We start from the raw sequence: 19,401 nt of genomic DNA on the forward strand, positions 1-19,401 counted from the left end.
CCTGTTACATATCCATCTCCTGAATAACCCGTTACGGTAGAAGCTTCATCGACTCCCTGCAATAATCCATTCTCTGCTTCATAGATTTCTGCTTTTCCCTTTGCTGATGATAATGGAATTAGAGAAACAAACATGATAATAACCATCAAGACAATGCCTGTTTTTTTCACTTAATCTTCCTCACTCTCATTTTTGATTTGGATGTAGTAGAAAGAATCATTTTGTAATCGTTTACAGTAAAGTGATGAAAATGGACGGCTTGTATAATCGAATATTGAACAAGCCGTCCATTTAACTTATATCTAGCTATACATCTTTTTGAGAAAAATCACTTACTCTATTATGCTAATCATTGTGCTGACCATAACTTAATACGATCCTGAATATGCTGTGTATATATTTTTTCCATTTCCTGAACGCCGTCTTTTTCTAATTCCGCCATGTAGGCATCCCAAATTCGGTCAAAATCTTCCGGTTTGGACATCACAGCTTCCGGGATATACTTCCATGTAATATCTTTCATCTTCGCTCCCAAAATCATAGATGGATCATCATTAGGAAGAGATATGGTGTAAGCTGCTCCATAAGCTCGTGGCTGGAAGTCTTCTTCGGTTGGAAAAAGATCTTTCCAGTGTTTAGCTTTGTATGCTTTGAGTGTCTCTTTCTCAGCATTACTGTAATTGAGACTTAGTAATTCTGGATAATTACGAGTAAAGTAATTGCCTGTCGAATCTTTAATGCCATCTCCATAATGAACCATCATATTCCAGTACAGACCAAGACCCGCTTCTTTCTGAAATGCGGCACTATCATTATTCGCTCTCTCCTGCACTTCTGGTATAAATGAGCGTTTGCCGTTTTTGACAGTATAATGCTTGCCTTCAATTCCCCAGTTATTTAGAACCTGACCTTCTTCTGAAGCTAAAAAGTCAAGAAACTTGATTGCACGTACTGGGTCTTTGCATGTACTGGAGATCGAAATACCATAGCCACCATCAAATCCAGCTAGCCAGAAACTGGTATCTTTATACTCCTTGCTCATAGTAACAGGATAATGACCATATGTTTGATCAAACTTACTTGCTGCTCTAAGCGCATTTTGGCCATCTCCATAATCCCATTCCGGATCAGCAAGACCTAGAATTCTTCCTGAAGCCACTTTAGCTTTGAATTGATCGGTTTTTTGAACAAAACTTTCTGGATCTAATAACCCGATCGCATTCATATGGTTCAACCAGCGAAAAAATTCCTTTTCTTCCGGACGACGAAAATGATAGGTCGCTTGATGTGTTTTCTGATCGATATAATATTCTCCGTCATCAGGGCCTCCAGTTGTCTGGAATCCAAGATTGGTTACCTGATACATATGCCAATCATCCGCATTCAGTGACATCCCGATATTCTTATTACCGTTCTCATCTAATGGATGTTTGGATAAATAAGACTGGATCACTTTTTCATAATCCTGTACTGTACGGATTTCAGGATACCCTGCTTCCTTAACAACACGATGCTGTAGTTCAAATCCTGCGTCTGCTCTGATTTTTTTCTCATCTACAGCTGACCAGGTAGGAACAGCATAGATTGCTTGATCATCCAGACTGTATTTGGTGCGAACGATTTTGTCTCCCAGCATTTTTTTGATATTGGGTGCATGTTCATTGATCAGATCAGTAAGATCAAGAATAGCTCCTGCATCGACCAGTTTGCCCACATCTGCTTTCGCTGCAATCAAATCTGGATAATTACCAGTTGCTGCGATTAATGAGAGCTTTTGAACTGGATCGCCTACAGCAAATTCTGCGCTTAAGGTAACACCGGTTTTCGCCTTGATTACTTTGCCGACTTCATCGTTCATATTATTCCAATTGGTACTGGAATCTTCAGAAAAATAAGTGAAGGTGATTGGTTGCTTTCCATCTCCGCTATCAGGTAGATGATCTCCAGACGAATCTGTAGCGAAAGGATTGCTACATCCTACCAGCGCTGTGATCATGACCAGCGATAATACAGAAGCTACTATTTTTTTGTTGCCTGACTTCATGAAGCTTCCTCCTTCATTATGATAAATCATAGATCTGAGACTATAGCAGTCAGATATAAACGGTTTAACTTTTAACAGCTCCAAGCGTCATTCCTTTTACAAAATATTTCTGCAAGAAAGGATAAACAATCAGAATAGGTATCGTTACGATGATAGTAATTGCCATTTTGACAGACTCGGGTGATACCTGTGCCATCCGTTCAGCCATATTGGAAGCATCCTGAGAATTGGTTGCACTGGTTGTCGTACTCTGTAAAATTTTCATTAATTCATATTGTAGAGTAGTCAACGTTTCATTAGACCCGTTAAACAAATACGTATCAAACCAGGAATTCCATTGTCCTACTGCCAAAAAGAGCGCTACAGTCGCCAGTGCTGGTTTGCAAAGTGGAAGAATAACACGCCAGTAGATGACAAAGTCATTGGCTCCATCCAGTTTGGCAGATTCCTGTAGAGCGTAAGGCAAACCATCTATAAAAGAACGAATAACAAAAATATTAAATGCACTAACTAGACCCGGTAAAACATATACCGCAAACGTATTAATCAAATGCAGATCCTTCATCAGAATAAATCCGGGGATCATTCCACCTGATACATACATAGTGATTGCTAAAAACATGGAGATCCATCTTCTTCCTCCAAAATCGTTACGTGCAAGTACAAACGCCAGCATCGATCCACTTAACAACCCTAATACGGTTCCGATAACTGTTCGCAACACAGAGTTTTGAAATCCAGTAATCAAACCTTTGTACGTAAAAATCAAATCGTAATTTTTCAATGTAAATTCTCTTGGCCAGATTGTGATCCCCCCTCTGACGGTATCAACCGAATCATTCAGAGAAATGGCCAGTACATTAAGAAATGGATATAGTGTTAGCACAGTTACCAGAATCATGGATACATAAACGATCACTTCCAAAATGCGATCCTGTATCGATTTGGTATGTAGTTTATTTTTAGAACGGCTAGCCGATGTCGTACTGTTGGCAGTTCCCATTTCTTCCTCCTTACATAATGCTTTCTTTAGTAACACGTTTAAAAATGCCATTCGCTGCAAACAACAAGAACAGACTAATCACCGAGTTAAAAATATTGATCGCCGTACCGAATGAGTAGCGACCCATGGACAATCCATAATTAAGCGCATACAAATCAAGAACTTCAGAATAATCAATGACCATGTGATTACCTAGCAGAAATTGCTTTTCAAAGCCATTACCTAGCAGGTGACCAATAGACATAATGAGAAGCACAATAATGGTCGGTCGGATGCCCGGTAGTGTAATATGCCACATTTGTTTTAGACGGCTGGCACCATCTACTCGTGCAGCTTCATATAGTTCGGGACCAATGCTTGAAATAGCAGCCAGATAAATGATGGCGTTCCAGCCCGTTTCTTTCCAAATATCTGCACTGGTGACGATATACCAAAACCAATGTCCTTGAGACATAAACGGAATCGGCTGATCGACCAGATTGAGACCTAGCAATATACTGTTTACAACACCACCATCTGTGGACAGCATTTTGGTAACAATCCCTGCTGCAACTACCCATGATACAAAGTGAGGCAGATAAGATACGGTCTGTACAAATCGCTTCATGACCCCAATTCGAACTTCATTAAGTATTAAGGCAAAAATGACTGGCACTACAAACCCTGCCACCAGCCCCATAAAACTCATTGCCAGTGTGTTACGAAGAACCTGATAGAAGTGGTCATCTTGAAACAAAGTGCGAAAGTGTTCCAAACCCACCCACTTCTGTTCAAAAAAACCTAACCCTGGTCTATACTTTTGAAAAGCCATCGTCCAACCCCACAAAGGAAAATACTGAAACACAAACACCCAAAGTACAAATGGAATAGACATGTAGTACAAATATCTTTGATTATGCCATTCTTTCCATTTACCTTTTCTGATTGGGCTTACTTTTTTGTATACGCTTTCCTTTTCTAATATCCGTTTGCTCATATTCCCCCTCCTCTCTGACTTTTATCTTAAATCAGAGAACATCAAGCCGACATACAACGAATTTCGGTGAAAATCATCTACAAATTATGGATTTTAAAATCCGAAGGTGAGCATCCTTCATACTTTTTGAATTTGCTATAAAAATAATTAACACTTGTATAGCCGACCTTTTCCGAGACTTCATAGACTCTCATTCCTTGATTTAATAATTCCTTGGCTTTTTGAATACGGATTTTGTCTAGATAAGTATTAAAGTATTCCCCTGTTTTATTCTTGAAGATCTGACCCAAATGAGCTGTACTGTAATTCAGTGTTCCTGCCAGTGTCTCCAACTTCAAAGGGTCACTATAATGATTATGAATAATGCTAATCATCATTTTTAATTCTTTTTCTTTACCTTCTGGTGCCGTATCTTTGGCAAGCATCGTCAGAAAAGAGTGGATTTCTGCTAAAAGATCAGTCAGATACTCATATGCAAAAATTCCTTTTAAAAAATGTGAAATCTTCTCTGTATCTTTCCAGTGTGTATAGGAATGTATGTTCAATTTGTGTAGCACTGCATGGCATAGATAGAAAAAAGATTCTTTAATATGGGTTTCGTCATACTTTTGAGCAAGAAAAAAAGAAAGAGCTTGCTCCAATAGCGGTCGGATCATCTTATGATTGCCTGTGTCCAAACTGTAATATAAGCGCAGAGTAAACTCTCCCATCATTTCATCTGGAAGGCTATTCCTTGTATCCATAGCATTCGGTACCAGACAATTTGCAGAGCTCACTCTTACTGATTCTTCTTTTTCATGAAAAAATGCCTGTTTTAAAGCAGATTCAGCTTCTGCAAAAGACATATGTATCTTCTCGGGTGTTGATACAGCTCCACCTGTAGCAGCAATAAATTCACTGCTCCCGAGTGTCTGTTTAAGCCATTGATAATATTTCTGGCGAGACTTTGTACCACGTAGCGGTTGATTGAGTAATATAACGATATAGGATGAAAAGACAGTGACTACTCCGTTACCGTCATATTCTAGAGATGGCTTTAACTTATTTAGGAATGTATGTAATTTATCCGAAAGATCCACATTGGCATTTTGTGGACGTACAATAACAATCTCGTAACTCTCCCAAAATACTCCTGCATCCTCTGCTATATTTCGCAAAACTATAGAATCTTCTGTATGTTGCGGAACAAGCAAACGCTGAAGCAGCCAAGTCTGATCTGTCTTTGTTATTTGTTCCTGCTCTATCTGTTCACGAATGCGTTCCATCGTATAGGTCATCTCCTGAATATCCACTGGCTTGAGAAGATAACCATCAACACCGTATTTGATCGCCTGTTTTGCATACTCAAAATCGGCATAGCCACTCAAGATGATAACGTGTAGACGATATCCCTCTGAAGATACAGCTTGAAGTAACTGTAGCCCATCCATAAGTGGCATTCGAATATCAACAAGTGCAATATCCGGCTGCTTTTCAGCAATGATCCTAAGTGCTTCTTCTCCATTGGCCGCCACTGCAATCACTTCAAAGCCTAATTTCTTCCATGGAATTAATGTTTGAAGCCCCTGTCGCAACTTCGGTTCATCATCTACAATAAGAACTTTAATCAATATCATCGCCTCCCGGTACAATAAATGTGATAGTCGTTCCGCTTCCGTAGCTACTCTTAATATGCAAAATGCTTGCTTGACCATACAACAACACAAGCCGATCATTTACATTACGAAGACCAATCCGCTGTTCTTTTGAATCATTGGCAGGAGAAGCAAGCTCTTGTTGTACACTTTCCAGTCGCTCGGCTGAAAAGCCGGTACCATTATCGCTCACCTGAATTTGAGCTCCTCCTATGATCTGCGTGACCTCTACTCTAATCTGTCCACCTTCTGCACGATGATCCAAACCATGAATAATCGCATTTTCCACTAATGGCTGAATAATTAAGGGCGGCACACGGATCTTTTGGATTTCGGGTTCTATCGTTAGCTGATACTGCAAACGATCTTCATATCTGAACTTTTGAATATCCAAATAACCTTGAACATACTTCAGTTCTGTTTCCAGCAAGATCATATCGCTATTGGTCTCAAGACTACTACGCAACAACGTACTGAGTAACCATACGACTTGGGCAATATCATCCTGCTGGCGAATATGGGCTTCCATCCGAATCGACTCCAGCGCATTGAATAGAAAGTGAGGATTAATCTGACTCGCTAGCATTTTAAATTTCATTTCATTTTGTCTTTGTTCTATCAGGCTTTTCTCTCGATTGGTTGTCTGGACTTCATGAAATAATCTGTCAATGTCTTTCACCAGTGCATTGAACTGGCGAGACAGCACTCCAATTTCATCATTGCCATCTATATGTAAAAAGGTTTTCCACGAACCAGAACGAACATTGTCTACATGATGGCTGAGTCGTTGTAGTCTTCTGGAAAGTAATAAAGCAGAAGCATACGTCAGAAAAGTGGCAACAATTAGACTCGATGCAATCACTATAGCGCCAAGAAAGATCACATAATTGGCATCACGAGTAATCTCAGCAATTGAAAAAACGGAGATCATCCGCAGACTATTCCAGCTATCATTCGGTTGTAAGGTAGCGACTACAACTTTGGAGTCTTTTCCATCGAGTGATATATTATAACTGCCCTCAGCAAGACTCAAAATATCGTTACTACTATACAGAGTCGATGCTTCTTGTTCCGACCCTTTTATAGAATTAGAAGCAACCAGTTGATTCTCACTGTCCACAATAAATGTAGGAAAAGACTCTTGTTCCAGAATGGCGCTTAATCGTTGTTTGTTTACGTTAATCACCATTACTCCTTTTTGCTCTGAAGCGGCTAAAGGAAATGAGCGAATCAAACTTAATTCCATAGCATTTGTTCGTTCATCTTGGATCATATTCCAACCGACCACTCCTTTTTGTGCTATTGCTTGTTGATACCAGATCTGATCAAGTAACTTTTGAGTCGGCTGCATAAATTCCCAGTTGTTGAGTGCTCCCGGATTGATCGCATATATTCGAATGCCCGAGATCTCTTTATAGAGCTGTATATATTCTCGAATATTCGTGTAATTGTGATATTGCTGAATGACTTCGGTATAACTGTTGTACGTCTGACTGGCTGTTTTTTTCATCTGATTATCATTCATAAGCCGATTCGAAATATCTAATGGAACTTTGATTAATTCTGCGGTACGCTTTTGAACACGATCCACATTATTAGATACCTGCACCAAAGTACTTTGCACTACAACTTCACGCAATCTTGCAGTCAAAAAAAGACCACATAATAGTAGAGGGATGCCTGCTGCTGTTATAAACGTAATAGCTAACTTCTTTCTTATTTTCATATCATTCATTATTCGAACGAAAAACATGATTTAACCTCCAGTAACCAGCATGCTTTATATTTAAAAAAAGCCCCTTCTATAAAAAGGGGCTTTCTGTTTTGGATCAATTCTTGCTTATTCAAGCACCCTATCTATGGCTCGAAGTGTGAAACAGCGACTCTGATAGTCTTTGGACTCGTAATGAAGAGCCAAACCGAGCTGTATCAATTGGTCTCCTCCATATATACTACTTTCTTCATTGATATCAGATTTCACTTCATATTCCAGTTCTGGATTCAGTCCATCCAACCGCAGAATTTGTTGAGGTCCGTTAGGTATTGCCATAACCTGAAAAGCATAGACGAGAGCTTGCATTTTATCTTCCGAGACGAACATCCACGCAGATTGGTTCCCTGCAAATGGACTCTTTAATCGATATAAATCTCCCTGCTGCACCAGATTGCGAATCTCTTTGTAGTTGGCAACCTGCCGCTGAACGATATTCTTTTCTTCATCAGTAAATGCTGTGAGATCCAGTTCATACCCGAAATTGCCAGACATAGCGACACTACCTCGAAAATCAAGGGGTGTACTGCGTCCGACCTGATGATTGGGTACAGCTGATACATGTGCACCGATCGCACTCACTGGATAAACAAGACTAGTGCCATATTGAATCTTGAGTCGTTCTACCCCATCAGTATTATCGCTAGTCCACGTTTGCGGCATATAATAAAGCATTCCGGGATCAAAACGTCCACCTCCACTGGCGCAACTTTCAAACAAGATGTGCGGGAACTGTACCGTAATCCGCTCTAGTAGCTCATATAATCCAAGTACATAACGATGCGCAGTCTCAGCTTGTCGCTCTGGTGGCAATGTTGCCGATCCCATCTCTGTCAAAGCCCGATTCATGTCCCATTTCACATAAGAGATTGGAACCGTAGAGAAAATCGTAGAGAGTGAATTATAAATATAATCTCGCACTTCCGGGCGTGTATAATCCAGTACCAATTGCCATCTCGCTTCACTACGTCTTCTTCCCGGAACATGCAGGCACCAGTCAGGATGTTCACGATACAGCTCGCTTTCCGGCGAAATCATTTCTGGCTCGAACCAGAGTCCAAATTGTAGACCTGTTTCACGAATACGCTGCGCTACATCAGCTAGTCCTTCAGGTAGTTTGCGACGATCCTCGTACCAATCACCCAAAGACGAGTTATCAGCGTCACGTCTGCCAAACCAACCGTCATCTAGCACAAATAACTCAATCCCGAGTCTAGCCCCCTCCTCCGCAATGGAGACTAGCTTTTCGGCATTGAAATCAAAATAGGTCGCTTCCCAGTTATTGACCAGAATTGGTCGTTCCCGATCACGGTATGTTCCACGGCATAATCGACTGCGATACAGACGATGGTAGGTCCGCGACATTTCTCCAATTCCTTGGTTGGAATATACCATCACTGTTTCAGGAGTCTGAAAATCTTCTCCGACATTCAGCTGCCATCCAAAATCAAACGAATTCACCCCAATACCTAACCTTGTGGAGCCAAACGAATCGACTTCTGCAACAGCTTCAAATCCCCCGCTGTACACCAGACTGAAACCAAAAGCTTCACCATGATTCTCTGTCGTCTCCGGGGTGACAAGCGCAGCAAACGGATTAAACTGATGGCTGCTCATTCCACGCTTGCTGTCGATTCGAATTTCGCCTTGCCGAAGCGATCTTCGCTGTATATTGCCTTCCCTTGCCCATGCACCCGATAAGTAAATCATCTCCAGTTCATCCTGACCATACATATCTACACTTGCACTCAAAGCACGACGAAGTCGCAGTGTCTCCTCTCCTTCATTGATGAAGCGTGCAGCACGTATGATTACATTTCGCTGTTCAAAAATAGTGTACTGTAACACAACTGTAAGACCCGAATACTGATCTTTCAAAACAAGTTCTAATGTCTGTGCTTCGGATTCATTCTCCGTATATACTGCTGGAAGTCCGCTCAGTGATGGTTTTCCTTGGATCAGTCGGTAACTGTCGTACTGAAGCTCAGTGATACGAGTTCCGTCTGCTAATTCGACCTGATACGCTGGATTGCGAAAATCTCCACTTCCATACTGTGGGTATTCCTGTGGAAGTCTATCCAACCCTGTTGTCGAAGACGTATGGATAAGCAGGTTCTCCATCACTGACCGATGCTTCAATGGGGCTCCCCAATATACATGCACTGGATATCCATTTACGATTTGGATCATATAACTCATACCGGACGATTGTAGATGAAACAATCCCAATTCTTCCTGAACGATTACACTCATGACCAACACCCTTTCTTGTTCATTCCATTATGTATATTCATGCTACCTGTAATACCATCGTTCATAAAATATGGATTAATGATTGTCTGGTATGCAACAATGAATATGATTATTCTATAAAAATGTTATATGAAACGGACTATATCGTATATGGCATGATGATTCGAAAATATGTTATTTTGATAGATATTATAAAAATAAGGAGAACCGCTAATGATCGAGTATTTACCAAGAAGCAAACAACACACCGAATTGTATCTCACCCAATTTGGGATCGAAGATTGTATATCTGGTCATGAGTTTGGACCGGCAGTCAGAACTCATTATCTGCTTCATTATGTATTTGAGGGAAAAGGGACTTTTGAGGTGAATGGAGTACAACATTCGATTGGTTCAGGACAAGGCTTTCTAATCTGTCCCCATGTAGTTACCTATTATGTAGCAGACGAAGCAGAACCATGGTCCTACGGTTGGATCGGATTCAATGGTACGCTCGCCGAATCCCTGCTGGAACAAGCAGGAATGACTCTTGCTTCTCCAATAATCTATTATGAACACAAAGATCGAATACATCAGTATTTACAGTGGATGATTCAATCGAATGAATATCCAGCAGCACGAGAAACGCGATTGACTGGATTGTTATATATGATTTTTTCGCTACTAATGGAAAATGCGCCGAAAACGCTAATGGCGCAAACAAGAAGTAACGCTGATATCTATGTGGAGCAGGTCAAAGATTTTATTGAAATGAATTTTTCTCAAAAGATTACAGTAGAAGATATTGCCCATTTTATCGGATTGAATCGAAGTTACTTATGTTCCTTATTTACAAAAACAACCAAGCTCAGTATTCAAGATTATCTTATTCGTTACAGAATAGATACAGCATCCAGTATGCTGATCCGTACAGATCTATCGATTGGTAATATTGCCCGTTCAGTAGGCTATATCGATCCTTTACTGTTCTCCAAAATTTTCAAAAAAATTAAAGGGATGTCGCCTAGAGAGTATCGAAGTCAATCGCTACTGAATGCCAATGTAATAATTGACTGACTCTATACGCTCAAAAAAGAAAGTTAGCGAACCGATATCTATTTATGCTTTATGTCACTTCTCTTCTCGCCTTATTCCACTAGAAAGGTTTATAATTAATTTTATATATTAGCTTAACTTTGTATATCTAGTATTTAAAGTTGTTGAATATGTCGGTCATATCATTTTTTCTTCTTTCCTTTCTCATACAGGTTATCTATCACGAGCAAGACGTCGTCCAGTCGGAATTTTGAACTATTTTGCTTGTTATTACGAATATGCAGATAGGACGTAATGAGATCGCTGAAAATAAATACAAGGTGTTGATCTGCATAGTATTCATTCGCTGCAGATCCATTTCGAAGGAGGAAGATTCATGGGACGCTGGATTGCAGCAGTTCAAAAAGGATTTGGTAAAAAGCTTATTCGGTTGCATGCTTGGAATGCTTGGCTTGTTGCTCTTCTAGCTGTTACAGGTCTGGTACTTGTCGGAGGTTTTTGGCGAGAAATACTGGGTGAGGTTAGAGTCTGGGTACGTTGGCTTCATATTATAGGAGGATTAGCTTTATTGGTCCCTGTAGTCTATTACTTATTTCTGGCAGCCAAGCACTGGAAAAGGCTGTCTGATAAACCCGGGCAAAAATTCAATGTTATTGTAGTTATGGTCTTATTGGTAGGTTGGATTATATCAGGCATCTTATTATGGTTATTGCGCCAAGTAGGACCGGCTGTAGCTAACTCGGCTTTATTTGTTCATGATCTACTTACTTGGGTGGGACTTCCTTATATTATCTATCATTCTCTAACACGTACCGCTTGGTTAAAAGATCCGAAAAAACGTACGATCAAACAACCAGTCACTGTAGAAAAAACGATTACGGATAAAAGTGGCACTGTAGTAGCTGCATCATCACCAACGGCTCCTTCTCCTTTTTACACAAGACGTACCTTTTTGCGTTCTGCTATAGGTGTTGGACTCGCTGTATCGATCGGGCCTACGTTTGTAAGATGGTTGGGAAGTTCTTTGACCAGTGGAGGTACATGGGAACAGGTTGCTGCCAGTAATGGCAATAAGATGATTCCTGATCCTACACCACTGAAATCATCTGCTCCGCCTATCGGTGGTGGTGCTCAAGGTGAGTTTCGTGTGTATACGGTGACACCTATTCCTAATTTTGATAATAGTAACTGGGATTTCAAAATAGATGGATTGGTCGATAAACCTCAAACATGGAACTGGGAACAATTTTTGAAATTAAAACGTGATGTGCAAGTGAGCGACTTTCATTGTGTCACTGGATGGTCGGTGTATAAAAACACATGGGAAGGTATTCCTTTAAGTGACTTTTTAAAAGCAGCAGGTGTTCAATCTTCTGCGACCATGGTCAAATTTTATTCAGGGGATAATGTCTATACGGACTCTCTTACACTTGATCAAGCGCAGATGAAAGATATTATTGTAGCGGTATTGCATGATGGTAATATTATTCCTGCTGATCTAGGTGGGCCAGTACGATTGGTTATTCCGCAGATGTATGCTTACAAATCGGTAAAATGGCTCAACCGGATTGAACTGATTGCTGAAGATCATGTAGGATACTGGGAACAACGTGGTTATGATAAAGATGCCTGGTTGCCTAAAGCTTAGGTCGAATTTGATGATAATAAATAAAAAAGCAGTGTGTTTACTCTTAGCTAAAGAGAAACACACTGCTTTTTTGTTGATAAGGCATAGATGGTAGAAGCTTAATGGTATACATTTTTCTGTTTTCATGTAGATTCAATTATTTTTTATAATTCCAACAATCGTTTTAAATCTTCTTCGTCTTCAATGACTTCAATACCAAGCTCTTGTGCTTTGGTGAGTTTACTACCTGCTTTTTCACCTGCGATAACAATATCTGTCTTTTTGGATACACTACCAGTCACCTTGGCTCCTAGAGATTCTAAGCGAGCGGCGGCATCCTCACGAGTCATCGTCTGTAATGTACCGGTAAGAACTATCGTTTTACCCGCAAAATAAGAATCGACGTTAATGACTACTGGCTCAGCAGGAGATTGCGGTTGTACGCCTCGGTCTAGCATTTTCTGAATACTTGCCTGCATAAAAGGATCGGCGAAAAAAGCAACGATACTTTCCGCAACGATATTACCGATATCCGGTAATTCAATTAACTCTTCTAAGGTGGTATTCATAACTTTGTGTAAATCACGATAATGTTCTGCCAGCATCCGAGTTGTCGATTTGCCTGTATTCGGAATACCTAAAGCATATAGGAATGATGCCAAATCTCTTGTTTTACTGTCTTCGATCGCTTGCAATAAATTTTTCGCTTTGCGCTCGCCAAAACGTTCTAACTCTACTAATTTTTCAAATTCTAATGCATATAAGTCTGCGGGTTCTTTCACTTCTAATTCGCTATGCAACTGTTGAGCGGTCATGATACTAAATGTCTCGATATCCATAGCATCTCTAGAAGCGAAATGTGTAATCTTAGCTATAATCTGTGGTGTACATTCTAGAGTATTGTTACAGAATAGATGTGCTCCACGTTGTTCTAATGGAAATCCACAAGCAGGGCATTTCTCTGGAAAAATGATTTCTTCTCCATCGTTTTCTTCGGTAACTTTACCCAGAATCTCTGGGATAACTTCATTCGAACGGCGAATAAAGACACGTGTACCTATAGCATATTTTAAATTTTTACGTTCGATATCTCCAATATTGTTTAACGTACAATTCTGTACGGTTACACCTGCAAGTTCAACAGCTTCTACACGCGCTAGGGGTGTAATTTTACCTGTACGACCTACATTCCAAGAAACCGATTCTAGAATCGTACTGGTTTCTTCAGCTTCAAACTTATACGCAATCGCCCAACGTGGGAATTTGTCGGTATATCCGAGCACTTCGCGTGTACGCATATCAGTAATTTTAACGACAGCCCCATCAATTAAGTAATCTAATCCTGTACGCTGTGCTTGAATATCTTCAAGTTGCGCAATCACATCGTCAAAGTTCTCAAAGTAGAAGATATACGGATTGACTTTAAAATGATTGTCTTTAAGAAATTGCATCATCTCTTGGTGACTTTCAAACTGAATGCCGTCCATATAACCTATATTGTAGAAAAAGGCACTTAACCGACGAGTTGCTGTTACTTTAGGATTTAAATTGCGAAGTGCTCCTGCGGCTGCATTACGTGCATTTTTTAATTTGTCTTTATCTGTAGCACTATCATTGTATGCTGCTAATACAGATAAGTTCATAATGCCTTCGCCTTGCACTTCGATCTTACCTTCCTTAAAAGGAATCGATAAAGGAATCGAACGAATGGTTTTGACTTGTTCTAAAATACCTTCTCCTGTTACTCCATTACCTCGGGTTGCAGCTTGAACTAATTTACCGTTCTCATAAGTTAAATTCAGTGTAAGACCATCAAATTTGAGTTCGATCGCATAGGATGGTTCAGGCAAAGGTGTGTCTGGATTTTTGGTATTATAATCTGCAATTAATTTGCGAGCACGTGTATGCCAGCTTGCTAATTTTTCTAAATTTTGAGCTTTGTCCAGACTCCATAATGGTGAAAGATGACGATGAGGTAAAAATCCTTTTAACAATTCTCCCCCCACACGCTGAGTAGGTGAGTCAGGTAAGACCATTCCACTCACTTCTTCTAATTGGATCAAACGGTCATACAGTACATCGTATTCTTTGTCATCGACTAAAGGTTCATCCAACGTATAGTAGTGATAGCTGTATTTATTAAGCTCTGTAATGAGTTCTTCCATTTCATGCATCGGATCCATATGTGGTATACCCTCCCGGATTCAATAAGATCATATTTATTTTAAATTAAAAAACAGAACCGAACAGTAAGAAATTCGGTTCTGTTTTGAAAATACGCATCGAGTGAATCTAATCACGATTCCAATCATTTGTTATAGCTTATCCCTTATTCTACTTTAGTAATAGGAGCAAAGCCTGCTAACAATCGTTTGAGTCCTGTCGGCGCTGGGAAAGCAATTTGTAACTCCATATCGTTGCCTGTTCCTTTAACCGCTACGATTGTGCCAATGCCCCATTTGCCATGAGATACTTTATCACCTGCTTGGAAGCTATCTGAACCTCCACCAGAAGCAACAGGCTTAGGTGTAGCTCCTGTCGTCACAGTCACTCGTGCATTGGTAGAAGGTACCGCACGTGCAGATGATCCACTACCAAAAGCAGCCGTATTTTCGCGTTTACCACCAAAGCTGTTCGTACTACCTCCAAAGCTACGATTACCTGATCCATAACTACTTCCTCCGCGCGATGCTCCACCACGACGATAGTTAGGAGCTCCTGCTGTATCTTCTTTATACTCTTCTGGAATTTCTTCCAAAAAGCGTGAAGGTGGATTCGCAGTGGTTCGTCCAAATAAAGTACGCATCTGTGCGCAAGATAAGAATAGATTTTTCTCTGCTCGTGTAATGCCTACATACGCTAGACGACGTTCTTCTTCCAACTCTTCATTATCTTGAAAAGCTCGACTATGCGGGAATACGCCTTCTTCCATGCCTATAATAAATACAGTTGGGAATTCCAAACCTTTAGCACTATGCATCGTCATCAATACAACAGCATCGTCATCTTCTTCAGGTTCATCGCCTACCGTATCAATATCTGCGATTAATGCTAGATCAGTCAGAAATGAAATCAGTGAACGATCTTCGTTATTTTTTTCAAATTCCATCGTTACAGATAAAAACTCTTCTATATTTTCTAAGCGAGCCTTGGACTCTAGTGTATTCTCACGTTGTAACTCTACACGGTATTCAGATAACTCTAGAATCTTCTCCGTTAATTCGGTAACCGATAAATACTCTACCATTTGATGAAGTGAAGCAATCATATCGTAAAATTCAACCAACATATTACGTGTACGACCTGCAAAACCTAGATCATCTACTATTTCTAATACTTTAAAAATAGAAACGCCTTTTTCTGCCGCTGCTACTGCTAATTTGGCTACTGTCGTATCACCAATACCACGCTTAGGCACATTGATAATTCGAGTTAAACTAATATCATCATCTGGATTCGAAAGCAAACGTAAATAGCCGAGTAAGTCTTTGATCTCTTTACGATCATAGAACTTTATACCGCCCACGATTTGGTAAGGAATATCCGATTTGATCAAAATTTCCTCTATAACCCGTGACTGCGCATTGGTACGATACAAAATTGCATGGTTGCGATAAGGTTGCCCGGTTTTCACACTTTTGTGAATCTCAGAAGTGACAAAGTATCCTTCATCATGCTCAGAATCAGCACGATATACTTTGATTTTGGCTCCGCCTTCTTTATCTGTCCATAGCTTTTTCGGTTTACGTCCTGTATTGTTGCCAATCACTTCATTTGCTGCACTTAGTATATTAGAAGTCGAACGATAATTCTGTTCTAACAAAATCGTTTTGGCTTCTGGATAATCCTCTTCAAAATTCAAAATGTTGCTGATATCTGCTCCACGCCAGCGATAGATCGACTGATCACTATCTCCAACAACACAAATATTGTGATGAGCTTCTGCTAACATTTTACAAAGCATATATTGGGCCTTATTCGTATCTTGATACTCATCGACATGAATATAGCGGAATTTCTTTTGATAAAATTCTAGTACTTCAGGAACTTCGTTAAACAATTGAATCGTCTTCATAATGAGATCATCAAAGTCTAAGGAATTATTCGCACGTAGACGTTGTTGATACTTGGTATAGACTTTGGCTACAATGCCTTCAAAATAGTCACCAATCTTTTGCTCATATTGAGCGGGAGAGACTAATTCATTTTTGGCTGTGCCCATCATAGATTGCACTGCTTTAGGTTCAAACTTTTTGGTATCAATATTCAAGTCTTTCATACAAGAGCGAATAACAGATAATTGATCCGAAGAATCTAAGATAGAGAAGTTAGATGTGAATCCGATACGTTCGATATCTTTACGTAAAATACGCACACACATCGAGTGAAAAGTAGATACCCAAATCTCACGACCAGCAGGACCTACCAAACGAGAAACACGTTCTTGCATTTCACGTGCGGCTTTATTCGTAAACGTAATTGCTAGTACACCCCATGGTGCTGATTTGCGTGCATCAATAATATGGGCAATCCGGTGAGTTAGTACGCGTGTTTTACCACTACCTGCACCAGCCATAATCAATAGCGGTCCATCTGTTGCGAGCGCGGCTTCTTTTTGTCTAGGGTTCAATCGATTGATTGCTTCCTGTATATTCACAGTATTCATATGGAAGTCATGCTCCTTTCTTAATAAAACAATGATAGTTGAAAATCATCTATGATCAAGTTAGGATACTTCTCGTTATCTGGAGATAACTTGTACAGTATCTAATGCGGCTTGCAGATTTTCATAAATTATATTACCGACGACAATGGTATCACATACTTGCTTGGCTTGACGAGCAGAATGCATATCTCTAATGCCTCCACCATAAAATAATTGGCTTTGATGTATAGATCGATGAATCTCAGCGGTTAATGTCATATCTCCAAAACGTCCGCTATATTCAATATAAATAATAGGCAACTGAAATAAGCGATCGCCTGCTTGAGCATAAGCGGTTGCTCGATCGGTATCTATCTCTGTTAACGCTTCAGTACGCTGAGCAACTGTAGAATGAGCATTTAACACAATATATCCTTCAGGAGCAAGCTTATCCCAGGGGATCAGTTGGCTATATTGTTCAATCGCTGCTACATGCTGACCAATCATCCACTGACTATCGTTAGTATTTAATATCAGTGGAATCATATACAGATCGAATCCAGGTACAACCATTTCTAAATCAGATACTTCAAGTACACAAGGTACCTCATATTGACCGATGCGCTTTACAAGATCAGCTGTATTATCATACGTGACTCCAGACGACCCGCCTACCATAATAGCATCTGTTCCGGAACAACAAACTTGTCTTAATTCATCGTCCGAAATAGGTCGATCTGGGTCCAGTTTAAATACATGTTGCCATGATTTGATTTGTTCTCTCAACCTTCATTCCTCCGTCTTCGGACAACCTTCAAATTAAGTCTATGATAGCCGATGCACAGTGTCAATTTTTTGTTCGCATTTTAGGGGAACAAATTTATTTTACCATTGATAATCATATAAAATGCAAAAAAAGTACCCTGCTCCTTTATATCCGGAACAAGACACTTTTCTTGCTTACTTATCGTTGTTTATGTGATGTACTTATTAATAAGCATTTTTATTCACAAAACCGTTATGAATCGTTTTGAAGATAATTTTGATATCAAATAATAATGACCAATTTTCAATATAAAAAATATCATGATTGATCCGCTCTTCAATCGATGTATCTCCACGTAGACCATTGCTTTGTGCCCACCCTGTGATTCCAGGACGTACATGATGCTTGATCATATACTTTGGAATTTCATCACGAAATTGTTCTACAAAGTATGGACGTTCCGGACGAGGTCCAACTACACTCATATCTCCAAATAATACGTTAAAAAATTGAGGAAGCTCATCTAAGCTTGTTTTACGAATAAAAGCACCAAATTTGGTTTTACGCGGATCATCGGCTGTAGTCCAGCCTGTATCAATCTGCCCTTCAGGGATAATACGCATCGAACGGAATTTGTACATCGTAAAGTTACGACGATTCAGTCCTACACGTTCCTGCTTAAAGATGACAGAGCCCGGCGAAGTCATTCGTACGCCAATCGCTACAATAATCATGATTGGTGATGTAATAATAATCGCTATTAATACAAAGACAATATCGAATAATCGTTTAAAAATACGATTCGCTGCAATATCGAGTGGAATATCACGTACATTAATCATAGGCATACCCGCAAAGTTATCAAAGTATGGACGGGCAGGTAGATAATCAAAGAAATCTGGAATAATTAAAGTCCGGACGCCTGCTTTTTCACATTCAGCAATAATGCTTGGATATTTATGATGTGCATCTAACGGTAAAGCTAAAATGACTTCATCGATCATCATCGTATGCAAAATCTCACCGAGTTTATCCATTTTGCCTAAAATCGGTTTGTACTTATTCGGTTCAGCTTCATTATCTTCTAAATAATCATCTAAAAATCCAACAATTTCATAACCCATTTCTGGATACTGCTCTAGGTTATTGCAAAATCGTTTACCGAGTGAACCTGCTCCGAGGATCAAAACAAACTGTTTATTAAATCCACGTTGTCTCGCACGTTTTAGTCCTTTTTTAATCACATAGCGATAAGCCATAATCAGCATCAACGTTAGAATGACATAAATAAACAAATAAGAACGAGAAATATTGACTTCTTTTACAAAAAATAATGCACCCAATAGTACAAAAATACTGACAAGATGCGTTTGGAAAATTTTCAGCAATTCATCAGCAAAACGTTTTTTACGTTTCGGTGAATACAGTGTGCTCATTCCGCCAATCAAGATCGCTATACCACCATATACTATACTCCAAAGCGCATATGTTTCGATCGGTAAGGCTCCGAATTCAGCAGGGGTATCATAAGCAAACCAGCCACTTTCAAACTTTATAAACCAGGCAAGTAGAAAAGAAAACTGAATGATCAAAAAATCAGCTAATATATACAGACGGGTTAAAAAGCGTTGATTTTTACGAATCATA

General features: G+C 39.7%; 13 protein-coding genes (1 of these 13 running past the window's edge). 2 read left to right on the forward strand and 11 right to left on the reverse strand.

Annotated elements, in window-relative coordinates:
* The 7 genes from PO903_RS02315 to PO903_RS02345 form a co-directional block, all read right to left on the reverse strand.
* Window positions 1-170, reverse strand: the start of a protein-coding gene (locus tag PO903_RS02315; RefSeq protein WP_273592468.1) for a glycosyl hydrolase. Its footprint begins 1,531 nt before the window's first position; only the first 170 of its 1,701 coding nucleotides appear in the window; it begins with the start codon at window positions 168-170; its stop codon lies beyond the left edge, outside the window.
* Between the two features lie 179 nt (window positions 171-349).
* Entirely contained in the window at window positions 350-2,044 is a 1,695-nt protein-coding gene (locus tag PO903_RS02320) for an ABC transporter substrate-binding protein (protein ID WP_273592469.1), read from the reverse strand.
* 64 nt (window positions 2,045-2,108) lie between these two features.
* A complete protein-coding gene (locus PO903_RS02325; RefSeq protein WP_137226227.1) occupies window positions 2,109-3,047 on the reverse strand; it encodes a carbohydrate ABC transporter permease in 939 nt (312 codons plus the stop codon).
* 10 nt (window positions 3,048-3,057) lie between these two features.
* A complete protein-coding gene (locus PO903_RS02330) occupies window positions 3,058-4,023 on the reverse strand; it encodes an ABC transporter permease (RefSeq protein WP_069328576.1) in 966 nt (321 codons plus the stop codon).
* A gap of 77 nt (window positions 4,024-4,100) precedes the next feature.
* Entirely contained in the window at window positions 4,101-5,633 is a 1,533-nt protein-coding gene (locus tag PO903_RS02335; protein ID WP_273592470.1) for a response regulator transcription factor, read from the reverse strand.
* Window positions 5,626-7,410: a sensor histidine kinase gene (locus PO903_RS02340; RefSeq protein WP_273592471.1), complete on the reverse strand. Its 1,785-nt coding sequence runs from the start codon at window positions 7,408-7,410 to the stop codon at window positions 5,626-5,628. Before PO903_RS02340 ends, PO903_RS02335 begins: the two co-directional genes overlap by 8 nt.
* A gap of 87 nt (window positions 7,411-7,497) precedes the next feature.
* Window positions 7,498-9,681: an alpha-galactosidase gene (locus PO903_RS02345; protein ID WP_273592472.1), complete on the reverse strand. Its 2,184-nt coding sequence runs from the start codon at window positions 9,679-9,681 to the stop codon at window positions 7,498-7,500.
* 213 nt (window positions 9,682-9,894) lie between these two features.
* On the opposite strand from PO903_RS02345, the gene PO903_RS02350 reads away from it, so the two are divergent.
* Window positions 9,895-10,737, forward strand: coding sequence for an AraC family transcriptional regulator (locus PO903_RS02350; RefSeq protein ID WP_273592473.1), 843 nt, complete (start codon window positions 9,895-9,897; stop codon window positions 10,735-10,737).
* A 355-nt stretch (window positions 10,738-11,092) separates the two neighbouring features.
* Window positions 11,093-12,364, forward strand: a complete 1,272-nt coding sequence (locus tag PO903_RS02355) for a molybdopterin-dependent oxidoreductase (RefSeq protein WP_273592474.1) — start codon at window positions 11,093-11,095, stop codon at window positions 12,362-12,364.
* Between the two features lie 143 nt (window positions 12,365-12,507).
* Here the strand turns inward: PO903_RS02355 and ligA are convergent, their stop codons facing one another.
* The 4 genes from ligA to PO903_RS02375 form a co-directional block, all read right to left on the reverse strand.
* Window positions 12,508-14,526: an NAD-dependent DNA ligase LigA gene (gene ligA / locus PO903_RS02360; protein WP_273592475.1), complete on the reverse strand. Its 2,019-nt coding sequence runs from the start codon at window positions 14,524-14,526 to the stop codon at window positions 12,508-12,510.
* A gap of 146 nt (window positions 14,527-14,672) precedes the next feature.
* The gene (gene pcrA / locus PO903_RS02365) at window positions 14,673-17,009 is read right to left on the reverse strand and encodes a DNA helicase PcrA (RefSeq protein ID WP_273592476.1); all 2,337 of its coding nucleotides are present in this window, start codon (window positions 17,007-17,009) and stop codon (window positions 14,673-14,675) included.
* Window positions 17,010-17,084: 75 nt separating this feature from the next.
* Complete coding sequence (gene pcrB, locus PO903_RS02370) at window positions 17,085-17,774, reverse strand: heptaprenylglyceryl phosphate synthase (RefSeq protein WP_273592477.1); 690 nt, start codon at window positions 17,772-17,774, stop codon at window positions 17,085-17,087.
* A 204-nt stretch (window positions 17,775-17,978) separates the two neighbouring features.
* On the reverse strand, window positions 17,979-19,400 hold the full coding sequence (locus tag PO903_RS02375) for an undecaprenyl-phosphate glucose phosphotransferase (protein ID WP_273592478.1): 1,422 nt from the start codon (window positions 19,398-19,400) through the stop codon (window positions 17,979-17,981).
* Window position 19,401: the final 1 nt, after the last annotated feature.

Origin of the sequence: Paenibacillus sp. PK4536 (assembly GCF_028594455.2) — a bacterium.
Lineage (GTDB): Bacteria > Bacillota > Bacilli > Paenibacillales > Paenibacillaceae > Saccharibacillus > Saccharibacillus nuruki.

Excerpts from the sequence above, each read along its gene's own strand:
- ligA (WP_273592475.1), bottom strand. The coding sequence starts at position 14,526 with ATGGATCCGATGCATGAAATGGAAGAACTCATTACAGAGCTTAATAAA.
- PO903_RS02325 (WP_137226227.1), bottom strand. The coding sequence starts at position 3,047 with ATGGGAACTGCCAACAGTACGACATCGGCTAGCCGTTCTAAAAATAAA.
- pcrA (WP_273592476.1), bottom strand. The coding sequence starts at position 17,009 with ATGAATACTGTGAATATACAGGAAGCAATCAATCGATTGAACCCTAGA.
- PO903_RS02375 (WP_273592478.1), bottom strand. The coding sequence starts at position 19,400 with ATGATTCGTAAAAATCAACGCTTTTTAACCCGTCTGTATATATTAGCT.
- PO903_RS02355 (WP_273592474.1), top strand. The coding sequence starts at position 11,093 with ATGGGACGCTGGATTGCAGCAGTTCAAAAAGGATTTGGTAAAAAGCTT.
- PO903_RS02340 (WP_273592471.1), bottom strand. The coding sequence starts at position 7,410 with ATGTTTTTCGTTCGAATAATGAATGATATGAAAATAAGAAAGAAGTTA.
- PO903_RS02320 (WP_273592469.1), bottom strand. The coding sequence starts at position 2,044 with ATGAAGTCAGGCAACAAAAAAATAGTAGCTTCTGTATTATCGCTGGTC.
- PO903_RS02330 (WP_069328576.1), bottom strand. The coding sequence starts at position 4,023 with ATGAGCAAACGGATATTAGAAAAGGAAAGCGTATACAAAAAAGTAAGC.
- PO903_RS02350 (WP_273592473.1), top strand. The coding sequence starts at position 9,895 with ATGATCGAGTATTTACCAAGAAGCAAACAACACACCGAATTGTATCTC.
- PO903_RS02345 (WP_273592472.1), bottom strand. The coding sequence starts at position 9,681 with ATGAGTGTAATCGTTCAGGAAGAATTGGGATTGTTTCATCTACAATCG.